This window comes from Mesorhizobium sp. M8A.F.Ca.ET.161.01.1.1 (assembly GCF_004792105.1).
GTDB lineage: Bacteria > Pseudomonadota > Alphaproteobacteria > Rhizobiales > Rhizobiaceae > Mesorhizobium.
Map to the genome: position 1 here is coordinate 676,059 of NZ_SRTD01000002.1, position 18,581 is coordinate 694,639.

Consider the following 18,581-nt stretch of genomic DNA (forward strand, 5'->3'; position numbering starts at 1 on the left):
GCCGCAATGTATGAATTGAAAGCTGTCGAAAAGAAGTTTCCGGGAGTCCGGGCGCTGAAATCCGTCGACTTTTCCATCAGCCGCGGCGAGATCGTCGGGCTGGTGGGCGAGAATGGAGCCGGCAAATCCACACTTATGAAGGTGATCTACGGCGCCTACCAGCCCGACAGCGGGGAGATCCTTATCGACGGCAAGCCTGTCCGGTTCGGCGGACCGCGCGACGCAATGGAACGAGGCATCGGCATGGTGTTTCAGGAACAATCGCTGATCACCAACCTGTCCGTGATGGAAAACATCTTCCTGGGCTATGAAGACCAGTTCTCGCGCTTCGGCGTGGTCAACTGGAAGGCGATGGCCAAATCCGCCGGGAACCAGCTTGCAAAAGTCAAACTCGATATCGATCCGCGCACGATCACCTCGAGCCTTTCCTTCGCTCAGCGCCAGCTCGTGGAATTGGCCAAGGTGCTGACCCTGGAGGAACGGGTGTCGGGTCATCTGGTCGTCCTGCTCGACGAGCCAACCTCGGTGCTGGCCGAGGAAGAGGTGAAGCTGTTGTTCAAGCTCGTGCGGGAGCTGACGACGCGCGCTTCATTTATCTTTGTTTCCCATCGCATGGATGAGGTCATGGAGCTCTCGGACCGCATCTACGTGATGAAGGACGGGCAAGTCGTCGACGTCGTCTCGCGCGGCGCGGCGACGCCGGAGGCGATCCAGCATAAGATGGTCGGCCGCCATGTCGACAAGGAATACTATCGCGAACAGCGGCAAAAGCCCTACAACGCGACGAAGCCGCTGGTGGAGCTGTCGGGCGTGGACCTGGCGGGACGGGTTCACGATATCTCTCTGACGCTGCATGCCGGCGAGGTCTTATGCCTGGTCGGCACCGAAGGCTCCGGCCGAGAAGCGATCCTGCGGACAATCTACGGCATGCGCACGCCCACCAGGGGCACGCTGAAGATCAAGGGCGAGACCGTCTCCAGGCTGACCGCCCGGGGAGCGGTGGAGCGTGGGGTCGGTTATGTGCCGCGCGAGCGCAAAATCGAGGGCATCGTGGCCGGCATGAATGTCTACGAGAACATGACGCTCTCGCAAATGCCGCACTACGCGCGGATGGGCTGGCTCGATGTGGCCGATGAGCGGGCCCTTGCCAGGAAATGGATCGGGAAGCTCGCCATAAAGGCAAGCTCCGAATATGCCGACTGCGGCAACCTTTCGGGCGGCAACCAGCAGAAGGTCGTGCTTGCCAAATGGCGGTCTTGTGGCTCCGACATCATGCTGCTCGATCATCCGACCCGAGGCCTGGACATCGGCGCCAAGGAGGATGTCTACGACATGATCAGAGAGATGTGCGACGACGGGGCCGGCGTTGTCCTGGTCGCCGACACGCTCGAAGAGGCGATCGGCCTCTCCCACACCATCGTCGTCATTAAGGACGGCGAGATCCAGAAGCGCTTCGACGGCGTGCCCGGTTCCAAGCCGACGCCCTACGACCTTCTGCACTACATGATCTGAGGGCCTCCATGGACATCCAACGCCTGAAGCCGCACTTTCCCTGGATCACCCTTCTGGTCCTGGTCACGATCGTCGGCCTCGCCGATCCGAGTTTTCTCAAGCCGGTCAATCTGCTGAGCCTTGCAGGCGATATCGTGCCGCTGTTCATCATGGCGCTGGGACTGACATTCGCGATCTACATCGGCGGCATCGATCTATCGGCACAGTCGATGGCTAACATGATCACCGTCGTCGCCTCGGTTTATCTGGCGCCGCTGGGGATCTGGGTTGCGGCGCTCTGCATCCTTGCCGGATTCACGCTGGGAACGCTCTCCGGCTATCTCACCACCCGTATGTACGTCCCGTCCTTCATCTCCACGCTGGCCGTCGGCGGCATCTGCTTCTCGGTAGCGCAATGGCTTTCCGGCAACCGCGCCCTGAACATGGACGCCACCCAGCGTAACGAGACGTTCGGGTGGATGATCGGCCGAACCGGTATTGTACCGAACGAACTCTTTATCGCGATCGGCTTGCTGGCGATCTGCCTGCTCATAGAACGGCGCACGATCCTGGGCCGTGCGCTGAAGGCGGTAGGCGCCGGCGAACTGGCCGCGGCCGCGTCCGGGCTTGACGTTGCCCGTTATAAAATCCTTGCCTTTGCTATATCTGGAGGGCTGGCCGCGGTGGCCGGGCTGTTGTTCTCCGTCAAGCTGTCGGGCGGCGCGCCGACGATAGCCAATGGTTTCCTGCTGCCCGCCATCGTCGCGGTGCTTGTCGGCGGAACGCCGCTAACGGGCGGCGTCGGCGGTGTACTCAACACAGCGATCGGCACGCTGATCGTGGCGGTCATCCGCGCGTCGATGCTTTATTTCGGCATCGCGGCGACCCAGCAGCAGATGGTCTTCGGCCTAGTGTTGATCGTCGCCATCGCCTTGACCATCGACCGCTCCAAACTTCGCACGGTGAAGTGAGATAAGCCATGGCAACAATGCGCGCCGCAGTTCTGACCGCTCCTCATCGTTTCGAACTGCGCGAGGTCGCCGTTCCGGAGGTGGGGCCCGATGATGCCCTGATCCGAGTCCAGCGGACCGGCATTTGCGGCACCGACATCCATATGTTCAACGGTCATTATGCCGTTGATCGGCTGCCGTTGGTGCCCGGCCACGAGTTTGCCGGGACCGTTGCCGCAACAGGCGAGGGTGTGAAGCATATCAAGCCAGGCACGACCTGCGTCGCGGACATCAATATCGGCTGCGGCCAATGCTATTGGTGTCGCCGCAACGAGATCCTCAACTGCCCGTCGATGACGCAAGTGGGTATAGGGCGCGACGGCGCGTTCGCCGAATATGTATGCGTGCCGGCCAGGCTTGTCATACCGGCGCCTGACAATGTGCCGGTTCAGGTGCTTGCCCTGACGGAGCCGGTGTCCTGCGTAGTGCGGGCCGCACGCAAGGCGAACGCGAGTTTCGGCCAGTCCGTCGTAATCCTGGGAGCAGGACCAATTGGCAATCTGCATGTCCAGATGATGCGCCTGTGCGGCGCCGCGCCAATCATCGTCGCCGACCTGTCGGAAGACCGTTGCCGCCTTGCTCTTGAAGCCGGTGCGGATGCAGCCATTACCGATCCTGCCCAGCTTAAGGCAGAGGTCCTGAAAAGAACCGGTGGACGCGGGGCGGACCTGGTTATCGAGAGCGTCGGCTCCGCGGGGCTCTATGCGCTCGCATTCGAGCTCATCCGCAAGGGCGGGCATGTCGCTTTCTTCGGACTTACCGGGCCGCACCAAACGGTGCCGGTCGATATCCTGCGCACCATCCTCGAGGAGAACAGTCTAAAGGGCTCCGTCGCCGGCATGGGCGAAGACATGCATGATGCACTGACGCTCTTGTCGCATGGCCGCTTCCAGACCGAGGCTTTCACACGCGCGACCTTCCCGCTCGAGGACATCCAGCGCGCCTTCGAGACCCTGGCCGAGCGGCCCCAGGATCTCAAGACGCAGATCATTTTGAACTAACAGCCGGCGCGATCTGCTTTGCAAGCGATTGCGCAGGGCCCGCGCACCACTAGAACGGAGGCATTCCATGCTCGATTTCACTGATCGCCCCGCCCTGCCGGATGCGCCACGGGAATTTGGGTTCTGGTCGGACGGATCCTGGTGCAAGGGCGGCGCTTTGTTCGAGCGCCGGTCGCCGGGCCACGGCGTGCCTGTGACGCTCACGCCAAGATGCACGGTCGACGACCTCAATGCCACCGTCGCAGCAGCGCGCCGCGCGTTTGAGGATCGCCGGTGGGCCGGAGTGCCAGGCGCCGACCGGGCCGGCGTGCTGCTAAGGGCGGCCGAGATCTTGCGCCGCCGCCGCGACGAGATCGCCTATTGGGAAGTCCTCGAGAACGGCAAGCCGATCTCCCAGGCGCGCGGCGAGATCGATCATTGCATAGCCTGCTTCGAGGTCGGCGCGGGTGCCGCAAGGCTGTTGCATGGCGACAGCTTCAACAGTCTCGGCGATGGCCTTTTCGGCATGGTGCTGCGCGAGCCGGTCGGCGTGGTCGGGCTCATCACGCCCTGGAACTTCCCGTTCCTGATCCTGTGCGAGCGCGTTCCCTTCATCCTGGCCAGCGGATGCACCGTCGTCGTCAAGCCTTCGGAGGTCACGTCGGCGACCACGCTGCTGCTTGGCGAGATCCTTTCCGAAGCCGGCGCGCCGGACGGCGTCTATAACGTCGTCACCGGATCGGGCCGCACGATTGGCCAGGCTTTGAGCGAGCACCCGGATGTCGACATGCTGTCCTTTACCGGATCGACATCCGTCGGACGCTCATGCGTCCATGCGGCGGCCGATTCGAACTTCAAGAAACTCGGGCTGGAACTGGGCGGCAAGAATCCTATCATCGTGTTTGCGGACAGCAATCTCGAGGATGCGGCGGACGGCGCGGCTTTCGGCATAAGCTTCAACACGGGGCAGTGCTGTGTGTCGTCGAGCCGCGTCATCGTGGAGCGCTCGGTTGCTCCTGCATTCGAAGAAATCCTCGCCGCCAAGATGGCCAAGATAGTGGTCGGCGATCCGCTGCAGACAAAGACGCAGGTGGGAGCCATCACCACCGGGGCGCAGAATTCGACCATCCTGAGCTATATCGACAAAGGCAAGGCCGAAGGGGCAACGCTTGTCGCCGGCGGGCAGGCCCTGGATATCGGCGGCGGTCACTATATCGCACCGACGCTGTTTTCCGGAGTTACAGCCGAAATGTCGATAGCCCGCGACGAAATCTTCGGGCCCGTCCTCTCGTCTTTCCATTTTGACACGCTCGAGCAGGCCATCGCCCTTGCCAACGACACTGTGTATGGCCTGGCTGCCAGCGTGTGGACAAAGAACATAGACAAGGCGCTGGTGGTGACGCGACGCGTACGCGCCGGCCGGTTCTGGGTGAACACAATCATGGCCGGGGGGCCGGAAATGCCGCTCGGCGGATTCAAGCAGTCCGGATGGGGAAGAGAGGCCGGAATGTACGGCGTGGAGGAGTACACACAGGTGAAATCCGTCCACATCGAGGTCGGCAAGCGTACGCACTGGATCAAGTGATGACGACGGGTTTCGACTATGTGATCGTCGGTGCAGGCTCTTCCGGCTGCGTGCTCGCGGCCCGCCTGTCCGAGAACCCGGCAGTCCGCGTCTGTATAATCGAGGCTGGGGGTAAGGACAGCCATCCGTTGATCCACATGCCAGTCGGCTTCGCCAAAATGACCACAGGGCCGCTCACCTGGGGCTTGGTGACGGCCCCTCAGAAGCACGCCGACAATCGCGAGATTCTCTACGCGCAGGCAAAGGTGCTGGGCGGCGGCTCGTCAATCAATGCCGAGGTATATACCCGGGGCCACGAGACCGACTACGACCGGTGGGCGAACGAGGAAGGCGCGGATGGCTGGGCATTCAAGGACGTGCGGAAATATTTCCTCCGTTCCGAGGGCAACAGCATATTCTCCGGCAGCCTCCACGGCACCGACGGCCCGCTCGGCGTGTCGAACATACCAGATCCCAACGTCGTATCTCGCGCATTCGTCCAGGGCTGCCAAGAATACGGGCTGCCCTATAATCCGGACTTCAACGGCGCGAAGCAGGAAGGCGCCGGCATATACCAGACCACGACCCGCAACGCCCGCCGCTGCTCGGCCGCCGTGGGCTACCTCAAGCCTGCCCTGGCGCGCCCGAACCTCACGCTGATCACCGAGGCGCTGGTCCATCGCATCGTTTTCAAGGGTCGCCGGGCCGTTGGCGTCGAATGCTCGGTCGGCGGCTCGTTGAAGGTCATAAACGCGGACAGCGAAGTGCTGGTCACCTCGGGGGCGATAGGAACGCCGAAGCTGATGATGCTGTCCGGCATCGGCCCAGCCGAGCACCTGCGCCGGCATGATATCGAGACCATCCAGGACCTCCCGGGCGTCGGGCAGAACCTGCACGATCATTTCGGCATCGACATAGTGGCCGAATTGAAAGGCCATGATTCACTCGACAAGTACAACAAGACCCAGTGGATGCTGTGGGCCGGCATTCAGTACATGCTGTTTAAGACCGGACCGATAACGTCGAACGTCGTCGAGGGTGGCGCCTTCTGGCATTCCTCGGGGAACCATGCTGGAGCGGTTCCCGATCTGCAGTTCCACTTCCTGGCGGGAGCAGGAGCGGAAGCGGGCGTGCCGTCCGTGCCGAAGGGATCGTCCGGCATCACGTTGAACAGCTACACGCTGCGCCCGAAATCGCGTGGGAGCGTGACGCTCCGTTCGCCGGATCCGCGCGACAATCCAGTCGTCGATCCCAATTTCCTCGCGGACCCGGACGACCTCAGAGTGTCGGTCGAAGGCATCAAGATCAGCCGGGAGATATTCAATCAGCCTTCGCTGCGAAAATTCATCAAGGAGCTCCGTTTCCCTGACACAAATGTGCGTTCGCAGGCAGACTATGAAGCCTATGCGCGACGTTACGGCCGGACCTCGTATCACCCGACCTGCACCTGTCGGATGGGGAAGGATGCGATGTCCGTGGTCGACCCTCAACTGCGAGTGCACGGATTGGATGGCATCCGCATCTGCGACAGCTCGGCAATGCCGTCTCTGGTTGGATCAAACACCAATGCGGCGACAATCATGATCGGCGAGCATGCGTCGGACCTGATCCGAGGCAACCGCTAGCTTTTGCCATCACCTCGGATCTGCTAATGGTCGTGTTCGCGCCCTCAGGCGTCGAAATCCGGCGCATATGGGATCAGCCGCTTTCCGACAACGCGATAACCGACGGCACCCATGGCGTCGATGCGGCCCATGTCGATACTCGACAAGGTGAAGTCCATCACGTCGAAATTGGCGCGGATGTTGTCCGGCTTGGTGGACATCGTGTTGATCGGCAAACCCTTCTGCAGGATCCAGCGCAGCACCACCTGGGCAGCCGACTTGCCGTATGTGACGCCGATGTCGGCGAAAATCGGATGCTTGAAGACCTCGCCGCGCGCGACAGAACAGTAGGACGACAGAGGGATACCCGTTTCACTCGCGGCCGCCAGCAGCTTGCGCTGGTCAAGCAGCGGATGGAATTCCACCTGATTGGTCACGAGCGGCACCCCGGTGATCTGCTTCGCCTGGCGCATCATCGCCGCTGTGTAGTTCGAAACGCCGATGGTGCTGGCGAAACCCCGCTCCTGCGCTTCCTGAAGCAGTTCCAGGGAAAGCTTGATATCGCCTCCCGGCGTCGGCCAGTGAAGCAAAAGGATATCGACACGATCCAACCTCAGATCCCGCAAGGACTGTTCGACGGACGGCATGAACCGTTCCGGCGAGAAGTTCTCCACGGTGACTTTTGTCGTGATGCAAAGCTCGTCCCTGGATATGCCGCCCTCGGCCAAGGCCAGGCCCGTGTCGGCTTCATTGCCATAGGCCTGAGCCGTGTCGAACGCGCGGTAACCTGCATCGATCGCAGCCGCGATCGCAGCGCGCAGCGTATCCCCCTTAAGGGGGAAAGTTCCAAACATCCGCTGGTTCGTCTTCTGGAACATGATGTTCATAAAAATCCTCCCGCTGGTTGCCGTCGGCGCGGAGCTTGCCTTGCAAGCCGCAGGCGGCTATATCACGTTTATAACTATCTAGTTACTTATTGCCAAGCCTTATGGAGAGGAAGCGTGAGCAAGGTCAGGTCCGCAGCGGAGGCTGTTGCCGCTATAGGCGACGCAGCGGTGGTAGCGGTCAATTCGTCGTCCGGCCTGCTTTGTCCGGACGCCGTGCTTGAAGCCCTTGGCAAACGTTTCGCGGCCGAAGGAGCGCCGCGCAACATCACCACCATCCATCCGATTGCCGCCGGCGACATGTTCGGCACCAAGGGGGTCGACCACATCGCCTTGCCGGGCCTGATCAGCCGCATCATCGGCGGCTCATATCCCTCAGGGCCGACCAATGCCGAGCCGCCGCTGATCTGGCAGCGTATCCTGGCCGAGGACGTAGCGGCCTGGAACTTCCCTTCCGGAATCGTGTTCGACATGCTGCGCGAGGGCGCGGCGCAGCGTCCGGGTGTGTTGACCAAGGTCGGCATGGACACATTTGTCGATCCGATGCTCGAGGGCGGAGCCATGAACGCTTCGGCCCGGAAGGCGCCGATCGTGCGGCGCGTAGAATTCAACGGCGAGACCTGGCTCCACTTCCCTCCCCTCAGGCCGGACGTGGCGATCATCCGCGCGACCACGGCGGACGAGAAGGGAAACCTCACCTTCGAGCAGGAAGGGGCAACGCTCGGTGCCATGGAAATGGCGCTTGCGGCGCGCAACTGCGGCGGCATCGTCATTGCCCAGGTCAAGCGCGTCGCGGCTCAGGGCACGCTGCGGCCGCATGATGTGCATGTGCCCGGTATCCTGGTGGATTTCATCGTCGAGGCGCCGGACCAGCTGCAGACCACGGCGACCGCTTATGACCCGGCGATATCAGGAGAACTGTTCCGGCCGCTGCACACGTTCCGCACCCCAGAATACAATGTCTCCAAGGTCATCGCGCGCCGCGTCGCGCAGGAGCTTCGAGCGGGCTGGGCGGTCAATATCGGCTTCGGCATCTCGGCCAACGTACCCCGCATCCTGATCGAGGAAGGCCTGCACGGCGCCGTCACCTGGGTGATCGAACAGGGTCCGGTGGGCGGTGTGCCACTGCTCGACTTCAAGTTCGGCTGCGCCTCGAACGCGGAGGCTTTCGTCGCCTCCCCGCACCTTTTCACCTATTTCCAGGCCGGAGGCTTCGACTGCTCCCTGCTGTCGTTCCTCGAGATCGGCTCCGACGGATCTGTCAACGTCTCGCGTCTTTCCTCGACGCCGCATCGCACCGCCGGCGCCGGCGGCTTCGTGGACATCACCTCGCGAGCGCGCAAGATCGTGTTCTCCGGCAACTTCAACGCCGGCGCGAAGATGCGGCTGGAGAACGGCAAGCTGGTCATCGATAAGGAAGGCAAGGTCGCAAAGATCGTCCCGAAGGTGGACCAGGTCAGCTTCTCAGGCGCGCGCGCCGTCAGCCAGGGCCAGGACGTCACCTATGTGACGGAAAGATGCGTCATCCGCCTGACAGCCGACGGCCTGGTCGTCACCGAAATAGCCCCCGGGCTGGACCTTGAGCGCGACGTCCTGCGGCAGGCGGCGTCTCCTCTGGCGGTCTCGCCGGGACTGAAGCAGATGGACGCGGCGCTGTTCTTCGGCCAGCCAATGGGGTTGCGGCTGTGAGCGATCCCCGCCTCGACCTCAGCTTCGACGGGGCGGTGGCGCGTATGACGATCCGTCGGCCTGAGAAGCTCAACGCGCTCGATGCCGCGATGGTCGATGCGCTCGCGCCGCTGTGCAGGGCGGTGGAGCGTTCCGCGGCGAAGGTGCTGATCCTGACCGGCGAGGGCGAGAAGTCGTTCTGCGCGGGCGGCGACGTCGCCGCCTGGAGCGCGCTCGATCCGGCGGAGTTCGCGCGCCACTGGATCCGCGACGGCCATGCCGGCTTCGACGCTCTTGCCAGGCTCTCGCAACCGGTTATTGCGGTCCTTAACGGCCATTGCCTTGGCGGAGGCCTGGAGCTTGCAGCCTGCGCCGACTATCGGATCGCCGAGAGCCACGCCCGCATCGGCCTGCCTGAAACCAGCCTCGGGACCATACCGGGCTGGTCGGGCACCCAGCGCACGGCTCGCCGTTTCGGCCCCCAATTGGTCCGGCGCATGTCGCTTTTCGGCGAAGTCTATTCCGCCGACGAGGCCCTAAGATTGTCGCTTGTCGACAAGGTGGTCAATAAGGGTGGCGGCCTCGCGGCGGCCGAGGAACTTGCCGCCATCGTCGCAGGCCGGTCCGCTACCGCTACCGAACTGGCCAAGATGCTCATCAACGCTGCCGAAGGCGAGGAACGGGAACGTGTTCTGGATGCGTTTGCCGGACGGATCGCTGCCGGGAGCGACGACCTCCGGGCAGGCCTGGCTGCCTTCCGGGAAAAGGGCCGCCCGTGAGACTGGAACTGCCGAGGGCCGACGAGTGACATCTGTCCAGTGACAGCGATCCGGCCGAAGGGCCGTGGTCTTTGAAGGATTGTCGTCGCTTTCCGGTGATTGCCTGGTGGGAGCATCATCCCAAACGGGCCTTCATCGTAAGCCGGCGGCAGCCCAGTCGAGCACCGCAAATGGCTCTGCGACTTCGCGCGCCAGCAGCCCTCCATAGACCGCGGTCGGATCAGCCGGCGAGAACGTCCTGACAAGGCCGGCAAGCGGAACAAGCCCCCTTGCCAGCCACGTCAGGGCTTTTGCCAGACCCGTCATGGTGGTGTGCGGAGCGTTGTTATAGCCCTCATAAAGTTCTTCCCAGACAAAGTCTCGGCCGACCACCGGCACCTCCCACTCCCAGCCGCTTCGCAAATTTACAAAACGGAAGAATACCGCATGCAGGATCTCATGCGCCAACATGCCGGTATGGGCCTTCCAAGGGACGCCGACGAGCACGACCTCGCCCTTCTTGCGAACGATCTTGCAGCCGTCGAGAACCGCGCCCTCATGTCCGGAACAGTCGATGACCAGCGCCACCTTTTCCACGAAGGCAGCATCGTCCACGGGCATTTTGGACAGCACCGATAGTCCGGAATCCCGCGCCTGGGCATTGCGCTGCGGGTCCGGCTCGACGACCGAGACCTCATATCCAGCGATCCTGCAAAGATGCGCGGCAAGGTAGCCGACTGGCCCCGCGCCGGTGATGACGACCGTGTCGCCTGGCCGGGCCGCAGTTGTCATCAAGGTTGTCATCGAAACACCCATGAGGCGAGCGAGAACCGCCGTCTCCGGCGCCAGGGCGTCGGGCAATTTTAATACATAACGCTGGTCGAACTGCTGCGTGGAGCGATGCGCTCCCATTGAAAGGAGCTTGTCGCCGCGGGAGACACCCCGAACGTCGCGGCCAAGTTCCTCGGCCTCGTAGACAGCCGCATAGCCTGGACGTAATGGAAAGTTGCCGGTCTCCGCCCAGGCCAGCTCGGTGCCCGGGCTTATCAAGGTCGCGAGCGTACGTCCCCTCACCTCTGTCAATCCGAGCGGCGCGTCTTGATAATCCTGCAGCTCGAACTGCCGCCTGCCTGTAAAAACGATCTCGCTGCCCATGCCTGATCTCTCCCGGTTCAACTGCGGCTTGTGGTGGCGCTAGCGGATTGCTTCACCGCTCTTTGTGTCGAAGACATGCAGACGCGCCGTGTCGAACCCGATGCGCACGCTCTGCCTGCCCGGCGCGGGCCGGGCTGCCGCGGCCACCTGCGCCACCAGTTCATGATTTCCGGCGCGCAGGTTGAGCAATGCCTCCGTCCCGAGGTACTCCTCCACCTCGATGAGGGCCTCGTAGCCTCCGAGTTCGTCAACGCGAATATCGCTCGGCCGTATCCCGACCGTGATACTTGCGCCAGGGTTGAGCGCAGGGATGATCGATGCCGGAGGCGCCATGCGGAAACCGTCGGCGACGAGCACCGGCGCTCCGTTTTCGGCCTCCACCTTGCCCGGCAACAGATTCATCCCCGGACTGCCTATGAATGTGGCTACGAAAAGATTGCGCGGCTTGGCAAACACATCTTCGGGCGAACCGACCTGTTCGATATGGCCGTCCTTCATGATGACGATCTTGTCGGCAAGTGTCATCGCCTCGACCTGATCGTGCGTAACGTAGAGAACAGTGGTGCCGAGCCGCTTATGCAATTTTGCGATCTCGACACGCACCTGCGTGCGAAGCTTCGCATCGAGGTTGGAGAGCGGTTCGTCGAATAGGAACACTTTGGGTGTGCGCACCATGGCACGGGCCATGGCCACGCGCTGCCTTTGGCCGCCAGATAGCTGCGCGGGTTTGCGTTCAAGCAACGGCTCCAGGCCAAGAATGCGGGCTGCTTCGGCGATCCGGGAGGAGAGCTCGCTTCCTGGGAGCCGTTGCGGCTTCAGAGCGAACTCCATGTTCTGGCGCACGGTCATATGGGGATAGAGCGCGTAGTTCTGGAAGACCATGGCGATCTGGCGATCTTTTGGCGCGACGTCGTTGACAACCCGGCCTGCGATTTCCAGTTGGCCTTCCGAAATGTCCTCCAGCCCCGCAACCATGCGCAGCGTCGTAGTCTTGCCGCAGCCTGACGGTCCCAGCAGCACGACAAACTCTCCCTCCTCGACCGCAAGATCGATGCCGTGAACCACCTCGATCTGACCATAGCGCTTGATAACCTTGCGCAACGTCACTGATGACATCGGCCCTCTCCTCCCAATCGAAACAGTTGTAAGGCGTTCATCCCTTGACCGACCCCATCGTCAGACCTTTCACCAGCCAGCGTTGGCAGGTGAGCACGAAGACGACGCCGGGGATGAGGACCACGAAAGAACCGGCCATGATGCGGCCCCACTGAACGGCGTCGCTCGACCAGAAGGACATAACCGCCACGGTCACCGTCTGGGCCTTTGACCCGGTCAGCATCAGCGCGAACAGGAACTCGTTCCAGGAGAAGATGAAGCAGAACACAGCCGAGACCGCGAGGCCAGGAGCCGTCAGCGGTAGTGTAACCCGAAAGAAGGTAGTCATGATGCCGTGTCCGTCGACCTGGGCCGCCTCCTCCAAGGCTTGTGGGACCTCATCGAAGAAGCCCTTCATCAACCAGACCGTCAGCGGGATGTTGAATGTCGAATAGACGATGATCAGCGCAAGGGGCGTGTCGAGCAGACCCAACGTTTTGAAGATGATATAATAGGGAACGACCACTGCGATGGGCGGAAACATGCGCATGGACAGGATCCAGAAGGCCACGTCGTTTATGCGGCGATGCTTGATACGGGAGATGGCGTAGGCGGCCATGGTGCCGATCGCGAGGCTGAAGGCGGTTGAGCCGAGAGCGACAATCAGGCTGTTCAGGATCTGCAGATGGAACGGCCGCATCGTGAACAGGTCGTAATAGTGCTGCAGCGTCGGTGTGAAGATGAAGCGTGGCGGCCGCGAGAACATGATCGGCGACGGCTTCAGCGACGACACCAGGATCAGGTAGATCGGCGTCATGAAGATCACCAGAACGATGATCACCAGCATATAGGTGAGGAATTTTTCGCGCATACTTGGGGTCATGCCAATGCCCTCCCTAACGAAGCAGTTCGGCTTGGCTACGTTGCAGCTGCTTGAAGAACAACGTTATCAGTACCGAGATGATGATAAGCGAAACGAAGGATGCGGCGGCGCCGACGCCCATGCGCCAGAAGGTGAAGCTTTGTCTGTAGATGTAGAGGGATATGACTTCCGTCGCGTCGGCCGGGCCGCCCTTGGTGAGCACGAAAATGATATCGTAAATCTTGAAGGCATCGATCGCGCGCAGGAAAAGCAGGCTGATCAGCACCGGTTTCAATTGCGGCAGCGTGACATAGCGGAATACGTCCCAGCGTGAGTTGCCATCGATGCGAGCCGCCTCATAGGGCTCCGGCGAAAGGCTCTGCAGAGCGGCTGCCGTTCCCATCATGATGAACGGCGTCCACTGCCAGACGTCCCCTATCGCGATCGCGGTGAGCGCCCAGCGGGTGCTGGTGATCCAGGCCACGGGGCCGATGCCGACGAGACCGAGAAAATAGTTGAGATAGCCCAACTCCGGGAAATACAGGAACAGCCAAACCAGGCCGACAATAACCGGCGAAATCATCATGGGAACGAGAAGCAGCGTGCGCGCTAGGGCCATGCCTGGAAGCTTCTGACTGACCAACAGCGCGATGCCGACGCCGAGTACCAGCTGCGCCGACAGCGTCAGCGTCATAAGCTTAAAGGTGGTGAAAAGCGCATGGAAGAACGCATTGGAGGTGAACACCTCGGCGTAGTTGGCAAGACCGACGAAGATCCGCGGAATGAAGGGCTTGGCCAGATCGTAATTCCGGAAGCTGAGCCAAAGCGCATAGAGCATCGGGTAGATGGTCGTCGCGAAGAGGACCACTACCGCCGGAAGCAGGAAGACAGCAGCTATGCGCTTGTTGCGGCTCGCCGTATGGCTCATTGGCCGGACACCGTTCTAGGGATGTGGGACCCGCCCCGGCGGGAGTGGACCGGGGCGGGCGCGGTCGTTACTTCGCCAGGACTTCCGCCGGGATGTCGTTGATCCAGCGGAGGCGTTGTTCGACCGGGAACATGGAGAGCTGAGAATTTACGGCGTTGCAGGCAGTCTCAAGTGCCTCCTTCGCGGTGGCAGTCTCGCCAGCCATGTATTTGCTCAGCTCGACGCCAAAATTCTCTTCCACGGTTTGATAGAAAGGATGGAAGATGCGGCGGCGGGCACTTTTCTGCGATTCCAACAGGACCTTGTAGTAGGGATATTTCGCCTGCAGGGAAGGATCGCTGAGGATCGACTTTCGGAACTGGCTGACCCCCTTGCCCTCGTCGGCGAAGCGCCGCATCAGCTTCTCGCTGGTTGCCCATTTGATGAACTCCCAGGCCGCATCCTTGGTCTTTTCATCAACCTTGGCGTTGATGGCAAAGGAGAGCGACCCGGTATAGGTCGGCTGGGGACCCGCATCGGAGTCGGGATTGGCCGCGAAGCCCGCCTTGCCGATCTTGGCAAGGACCGCTTCATCAGGGTTCGTAAGTCGAACCGAGCGAACGCTCCAGTAGGCCGCCTCCGCTGCTTCGCCGCGCTCCATGAAACCCGACTGGATGTCCCACATCAGGCCAAGATAGTCCGGCGGATTGAATGGGATCAGCGACTTCATGTACTCGGCCGCCTTGATATGCGCCTCGCCCGTCATCGCGCAGAGGCCGGTTTTCGGATCCCAGTAATCTCCGCCAAATGACCGCATGAAGGGGAAGTAGTCATGGGTGATGGCGCCCTGCACGCGGCTGTAGGACTGGCTGGCGCCATAAAGATCGTTCTCCAGCGGCTTTCCACCGGCAAGCTGGCCTTTTTTTCTGGTAAAGAATTCGGCGATGTCGCGATACTGGGCCCATGTCTTGGCGGGAGCGAGATCGTAGCCATATTTCGCTTTGAACGCGGACTTCTCGTCAGGGTTTTCAAAGAGATCCGCCCGATATTGCTGCAGCCAGGTCATACCTGAAGCCGGGAAGGCCAATAGCTTGCCCTGCCAAGAGTTTTCCTGAAGCTGGACTGGGATAATATCGTCGAGGCCGATCTCGCCCGCGTCACGCTTTGCTCGGGAGGTGAGATCTTCTAACGCCCCGGCCTCGCCAAGCATGCCGACCCAGGGACTGTCGATCCACAGGAGCTGGTAAGTTGGGCTGTCCGAGCTTGATTCGACGATGATCTTGTCGATCAGGCCCGGGTAAGGCAGCTGATCGATATGCACCTTGATGCCCGTCGCCTGCTCGAACTCGCCGACAATCGGCGCCACGCGGGTGACCGACGTATCGCCGATACCCAGCATCTTCAGTTCCACGCCGGCGAAGGGTTTGTCTTGCGCCCAAGCGGCTCCGGTCATCGCGAGAACGGCCCCGGCCGCCCACATAGTTTTCTTCCACTGCATCATGCGTCATCCTCCATTCGCTGCGGCAGCTTGATTATGCGTTTAAGCAGCTAATTGCGGGCGTCTTGTTCAATGACTTCGGATCGGGCTGCCTTCCCGTCCGGCCGGAATTAGCTATTCGGATGGCGACCACATACGCGGACCGTCGGATGTTTCATAACCCATCGGACCGGTGGTGCTGACCAGTTCCAGGAACTGGCCCCACGGTGACCTCAGATAAACCCAAGTCAGGCCCTCCATCGGACCGGAGGTGATCAAGGTCGGACCGTCCAGGACATCCACGCCCGCGGCCCTAAGCCTTTCGGTAGCTTCCACAGCGTCCTTCACCTCGAGGGCAAAGTGGCAGGCGCCGACCTCGCTGTTTTGCTTGACCGGGGTCGGGCTGGGCTCGCCGCTGTACTCGAAGAGTTCGAGATTGCCGCCATTGCCAAGACGAATGACGCGCTGGTCCTTGATCCGGCGGCCGGATGGAACGCCCAGGCGACGGATCATGAATTCATCGTCAACGTCGACGCCGCCGCATTCCATCACGCAGACTGCGCCGAATATGCTGGTGAAGAAAGCAACAGCCTCCTCCATGTCCGGCACGGTCAGACCGATATGCTGGATGCCGCTGATCCTGACAGGTAGTCCTCCCATTATCCTGCTCACCCTCCCTTAGTAACTATCTAGTTATTTTATTATGAGAGTTCTGTCAATGGCATGAGGCTTAGGACATACCGCTTTGCCATGCACGTTCTCGATGATCCTCAGATTCCGGCCTGTAGGCGCGGGCCCTGGATTTCGAACGAAGTCGGGCGAAGAACGGATCGATCATGACGTGGAGACGGTACCAAGCAGCCGAGATTTGTCCCCTGCGCAGCCAGACACTCGCCGAGTTGCGGATAGCCCTCTCCTCAGCGAGCTTGGCGCACGATTTCTTGGGGCCCCGCACAAACCCGCCCTCCTAGCCAACGCATAGGAAACCGCAGCCGCCGGTGACCTTGGCGATCCTTGATGTTGGGCTTCTGCGCAAGGGACGGATTCCCGCCACGTACTTCCAAGGGTCTATCGCGGCTGTCCATCATCCGCGTTCAACAAACGGACCGGAAACGCTCCACGCAGATGTCCAACACGTGCCCGGGCTCTCGCCTCCACCAGTTTTGCGATGAGAACACCTCGACCTCGCACGGTCCGTCATAGCCGGCCGCTTCCACCGCCGCGCGGATCGTCCTCAGGTCGGCTACCCCGTCTCCCATCATGCCGCGGTCGAGCAGCACGTCTCGTGTCTGTGCCAGCCAGTCGCACAGGTGATACCCGAAAATGCGTTTCGGCCCGGCCCGCAGCAATTCGTCGGCCAGCGTGCGGTCCCACCAGACGTGGTAGACGTCGACCGCAATGCCAAGGTTAGGGGCATCTATAGCAAGGCAAAGATCGACCGCGTCACGCATCGTCACCAGGCAGGATCTGTCGCCGCCGTAAACCGGATGCAGGGGTTCGAGGGCCAGGCGAACGTTTCTGGCCGCCGCGTAGGCGGCAGCTTCGGCGACACGATCCGCGACCAGCTTGAGACTTTCGCTGATGCCATTCGTTCCCGGCTCGACCCCGCCGCAAACGATCGTCAGGACAGGCGCGCCGAGACCGGCTGTCATGTCGATCGCGGAGCGGAAATCGTCCATGATCGCCGCGCGGCTTGGCAGCGCCAGCGGGCCGGTGAGATAAGGCGCGCGGCACAGGCCGGCGACCCTCAAGCCGGCAGCGCGAATCCGATCGCCGATCTCGACGGCGCGGCCGCCGATTTCGCGACGCCACAGGACAATGCCGGATATGCCACGTTCGGCGCAGGCATCGAGCACCCGCTCGACGGGCCAGCCGGCGCCCTGACCGTCGAGATTATGGCCGAGTGTTGCTGTGTTCAGCGCCAGCGCGGAATGATCTGTTGTAAAATCGCGCATTATCTTGAATGGAGACCATAAAGGGCAAAGAGCTTGCGCATGCGCGCGCCAGCCAGTTCGGGATCCGCCAACAGGCCGCATTCGTCCGCCAGCTTGAACACCTCCACGAAATAGGGCAGCGGCCGTGTCGACTGAGCGCCCCCCAACATAATGAAATGATCCTGGAACCCGTTCAGCCAGGCGAGGAACACGACCCCTGTCTTGTAGTATCGGGTGGGCGCTCGAAAGATCAGGCGTGCGAGCGGCACGGTCGGATCCAGCGTGGCGTGGAAGCCTTGGATATCGCCCCGGCCGAGCCGATCGATGGCGTGGGCGGCTGCAGGCGCCAAAGGATCGAAAATGCCGAGAAGGGCATGCGAGAACCCCTGCTCGTCGCCCGCGATCAGCTCCGGATAATTGAAGTCGTCGCCGGTATACATCTTCACGCCGGCGGGCAAACGGCGACGCATCGCGATCTCCTTCTCCTTGTCGAGGAGCGAAATCTTGATGCCGTCCACCCTGGCGGTATTGTTCCCGATAATCGCCAATACCGTCTCGAGCGCATCCTCGAACCTGTCGCCCCCCCAATAGCCCTTGAGGGCCGGATCGAACATCTCTCCCAGCCAGTGCAGGATCACCGGCCTGTCGCAGCACGCAAGCACGTCGCCATAGACCGAAACATAATCGTCGGGCGAACGCGCCACGGCGGCCAGCGCCCGGCTGGCCATGACAATCAATCTGCCGTCGACCTTCTGTATGGCCTCGATCTGCTCGAAATAGGCTCGGCGAACATCGTCGAGCGTGCGTGCATCGGCGGGTTCGAGCTGGTCGGTGCCGGCGCCGTTGAAAACGAGCGCGTCGGGCAATTCGCTCTTGGTCCTGCGGATGAGCTCACAAGCCGAAGTCCAGTCGAGGCCCATGCCACGCTGCGCGGTGTCCATCGCCTCGGCAATGCCGAGGCCAAGCCCGTCGAGGTGACGCCTGAATGCCATCGTTGCCTTCCAGTCGATGGCGGCCGGGCCGCTGGGGTCGCTGGCGCTGAAAGGATCCGCAACGACGTGGGCCGCCGATAGCACCGTGCGTGGCCCATCGGAAGGCAATAGCGCGGCCGGTATCTTTTTGCCCAGGAGCCGGTAGTCGTGAAGTCTGCCTGTGTTATCCGGCAGTTGAATGATCATGGCGTTCTCCCTGA

16 protein-coding genes are annotated in these 18,581 nt (G+C 61.7%); 7 read left to right on the forward strand and 9 right to left on the reverse strand.

Annotated features, from left to right (window positions below; genetic code table 11):
- Nucleotides 1–6 precede the first annotated feature (6 nt).
- The 5 genes from EN804_RS08285 (at nt 7) to EN804_RS08305 (ending at nt 6,670) form a co-directional block, all read left to right on the forward strand.
- Nucleotides 7–1,512 carry a sugar ABC transporter ATP-binding protein gene (locus tag EN804_RS08285; protein ID WP_135919116.1) on the forward strand — a complete coding sequence of 502 codons (1,506 nt, stop codon included), beginning with the start codon at nt 7–9 and terminating at the stop codon, nt 1,510–1,512.
- A gap of 8 nt (nt 1,513–1,520) precedes the next feature.
- Nucleotides 1,521–2,462 carry an ABC transporter permease gene (locus EN804_RS08290; protein ID WP_135919117.1) on the forward strand — a complete coding sequence of 314 codons (942 nt, stop codon included), beginning with the start codon at nt 1,521–1,523 and terminating at the stop codon, nt 2,460–2,462.
- 8 nt (nt 2,463–2,470) lie between these two features.
- Nucleotides 2,471–3,502: an alcohol dehydrogenase catalytic domain-containing protein gene (locus tag EN804_RS08295; RefSeq protein WP_135919118.1), complete on the forward strand. Its 1,032-nt coding sequence runs from the start codon at nt 2,471–2,473 to the stop codon at nt 3,500–3,502.
- Between the two features lie 67 nt (nt 3,503–3,569).
- Complete coding sequence (locus EN804_RS08300; protein ID WP_135919119.1) at nt 3,570–5,066, forward strand: aldehyde dehydrogenase family protein; 1,497 nt, start codon at nt 3,570–3,572, stop codon at nt 5,064–5,066.
- On the forward strand, nt 5,066–6,670 hold the full coding sequence (locus tag EN804_RS08305) for a GMC family oxidoreductase N-terminal domain-containing protein (protein ID WP_135919183.1): 1,605 nt from the start codon (nt 5,066–5,068) through the stop codon (nt 6,668–6,670). Before EN804_RS08300 ends, EN804_RS08305 begins: the two co-directional genes overlap by 1 nt.
- A gap of 44 nt (nt 6,671–6,714) precedes the next feature.
- On the opposite strand, the gene EN804_RS08310 is transcribed toward EN804_RS08305, so the two are convergent.
- Nucleotides 6,715–7,536 (reverse strand): aldo/keto reductase, encoded by an 822-nt coding sequence (locus tag EN804_RS08310; protein ID WP_135919120.1) that lies wholly within the window; start codon nt 7,534–7,536, stop codon nt 6,715–6,717.
- 114 nt (nt 7,537–7,650) lie between these two features.
- Between EN804_RS08310 and EN804_RS08315 the strand changes: the two genes are divergently transcribed.
- Both EN804_RS08315 and EN804_RS08320 read left to right on the forward strand, forming a co-directional pair.
- Nucleotides 7,651–9,222, forward strand: a complete 1,572-nt coding sequence (locus tag EN804_RS08315) for an acyl CoA:acetate/3-ketoacid CoA transferase (RefSeq protein ID WP_135919121.1) — start codon at nt 7,651–7,653, stop codon at nt 9,220–9,222.
- A complete protein-coding gene (locus EN804_RS08320; protein WP_135919122.1) occupies nt 9,219–9,980 on the forward strand; it encodes an enoyl-CoA hydratase/isomerase family protein in 762 nt (253 codons plus the stop codon). The genes EN804_RS08315 and EN804_RS08320 overlap by 4 nt, the downstream gene beginning before the upstream one ends.
- 132 nt (nt 9,981–10,112) lie before the next feature.
- On the opposite strand, the gene EN804_RS08325 is transcribed toward EN804_RS08320, so the two are convergent.
- The 8 genes from EN804_RS08325 to EN804_RS08360 all read right to left on the reverse strand — a co-directional run bounded on the left by EN804_RS08325 (nt 10,113) and on the right by EN804_RS08360 (nt 18,567).
- Entirely contained in the window at nt 10,113–11,114 is a 1,002-nt protein-coding gene (locus EN804_RS08325; RefSeq protein ID WP_135919123.1) for a zinc-binding dehydrogenase, read from the reverse strand.
- Between the two features lie 39 nt (nt 11,115–11,153).
- Nucleotides 11,154–12,230, reverse strand: coding sequence for a sn-glycerol-3-phosphate ABC transporter ATP-binding protein UgpC (gene ugpC, locus EN804_RS08330; protein WP_135919124.1), 1,077 nt, complete (start codon nt 12,228–12,230; stop codon nt 11,154–11,156).
- Nucleotides 12,231–12,267: 37 nt separating this feature from the next.
- On the reverse strand, nt 12,268–13,092 hold the full coding sequence (locus tag EN804_RS08335; RefSeq protein ID WP_135919125.1) for a carbohydrate ABC transporter permease: 825 nt from the start codon (nt 13,090–13,092) through the stop codon (nt 12,268–12,270).
- Nucleotides 13,093–13,105: 13 nt separating this feature from the next.
- Nucleotides 13,106–13,999 (reverse strand): sugar ABC transporter permease, encoded by an 894-nt coding sequence (locus EN804_RS08340; protein WP_135919126.1) that lies wholly within the window; start codon nt 13,997–13,999, stop codon nt 13,106–13,108.
- A 67-nt stretch (nt 14,000–14,066) separates the two neighbouring features.
- The gene (locus EN804_RS08345; RefSeq protein WP_246693390.1) at nt 14,067–15,479 is read right to left on the reverse strand and encodes an extracellular solute-binding protein; all 1,413 of its coding nucleotides are present in this window, start codon (nt 15,477–15,479) and stop codon (nt 14,067–14,069) included.
- A 111-nt stretch (nt 15,480–15,590) separates the two neighbouring features.
- Nucleotides 15,591–16,115: a VOC family protein gene (locus EN804_RS08350; protein ID WP_135919127.1), complete on the reverse strand. Its 525-nt coding sequence runs from the start codon at nt 16,113–16,115 to the stop codon at nt 15,591–15,593.
- Between the two features lie 434 nt (nt 16,116–16,549).
- Nucleotides 16,550–17,410, reverse strand: a complete 861-nt coding sequence (locus EN804_RS08355; RefSeq protein ID WP_135919128.1) for a sugar phosphate isomerase/epimerase family protein — start codon at nt 17,408–17,410, stop codon at nt 16,550–16,552.
- Entirely contained in the window at nt 17,410–18,567 is a 1,158-nt protein-coding gene (locus EN804_RS08360) for a dihydrodipicolinate synthase family protein (RefSeq protein ID WP_135919129.1), read from the reverse strand. The genes EN804_RS08355 and EN804_RS08360 overlap by 1 nt, the downstream gene beginning before the upstream one ends.
- Between the last annotated feature and the right edge of the window lie 14 nt (nt 18,568–18,581).

What these genes read in the sequence shown, in the direction of transcription:
- EN804_RS08310 (WP_135919120.1), bottom strand. Translation starts at nt 7,536, where the DNA reads ATGAACATCATGTTCCAGAAGACGAACCAGCGGATGTTTGGAACTTTC.
- ugpC (WP_135919124.1), bottom strand. Translation starts at nt 12,230, where the DNA reads ATGTCATCAGTGACGTTGCGCAAGGTTATCAAGCGCTATGGTCAGATC.
- EN804_RS08325 (WP_135919123.1), bottom strand. Translation starts at nt 11,114, where the DNA reads ATGGGCAGCGAGATCGTTTTTACAGGCAGGCGGCAGTTCGAGCTGCAG.
- EN804_RS08345 (WP_246693390.1), bottom strand. Translation starts at nt 15,479, where the DNA reads ATGATGCAGTGGAAGAAAACTATGTGGGCGGCCGGGGCCGTTCTCGCG.
- EN804_RS08290 (WP_135919117.1), top strand. Translation starts at nt 1,521, where the DNA reads ATGGACATCCAACGCCTGAAGCCGCACTTTCCCTGGATCACCCTTCTG.
- EN804_RS08360 (WP_135919129.1), bottom strand. Translation starts at nt 18,567, where the DNA reads ATGATCATTCAACTGCCGGATAACACAGGCAGACTTCACGACTACCGG.
- EN804_RS08300 (WP_135919119.1), top strand. Translation starts at nt 3,570, where the DNA reads ATGCTCGATTTCACTGATCGCCCCGCCCTGCCGGATGCGCCACGGGAA.
- EN804_RS08350 (WP_135919127.1), bottom strand. Translation starts at nt 16,115, where the DNA reads ATGGGAGGACTACCTGTCAGGATCAGCGGCATCCAGCATATCGGTCTG.
- EN804_RS08285 (WP_135919116.1), top strand. Translation starts at nt 7, where the DNA reads ATGTATGAATTGAAAGCTGTCGAAAAGAAGTTTCCGGGAGTCCGGGCG.
- EN804_RS08305 (WP_135919183.1), top strand. Translation starts at nt 5,066, where the DNA reads ATGACGACGGGTTTCGACTATGTGATCGTCGGTGCAGGCTCTTCCGGC.
- EN804_RS08335 (WP_135919125.1), bottom strand. Translation starts at nt 13,092, where the DNA reads ATGACCCCAAGTATGCGCGAAAAATTCCTCACCTATATGCTGGTGATC.
- EN804_RS08355 (WP_135919128.1), bottom strand. Translation starts at nt 17,410, where the DNA reads ATGCGCGATTTTACAACAGATCATTCCGCGCTGGCGCTGAACACAGCA.
- EN804_RS08340 (WP_135919126.1), bottom strand. Translation starts at nt 13,999, where the DNA reads ATGAGCCATACGGCGAGCCGCAACAAGCGCATAGCTGCTGTCTTCCTG.
- EN804_RS08295 (WP_135919118.1), top strand. Translation starts at nt 2,471, where the DNA reads ATGGCAACAATGCGCGCCGCAGTTCTGACCGCTCCTCATCGTTTCGAA.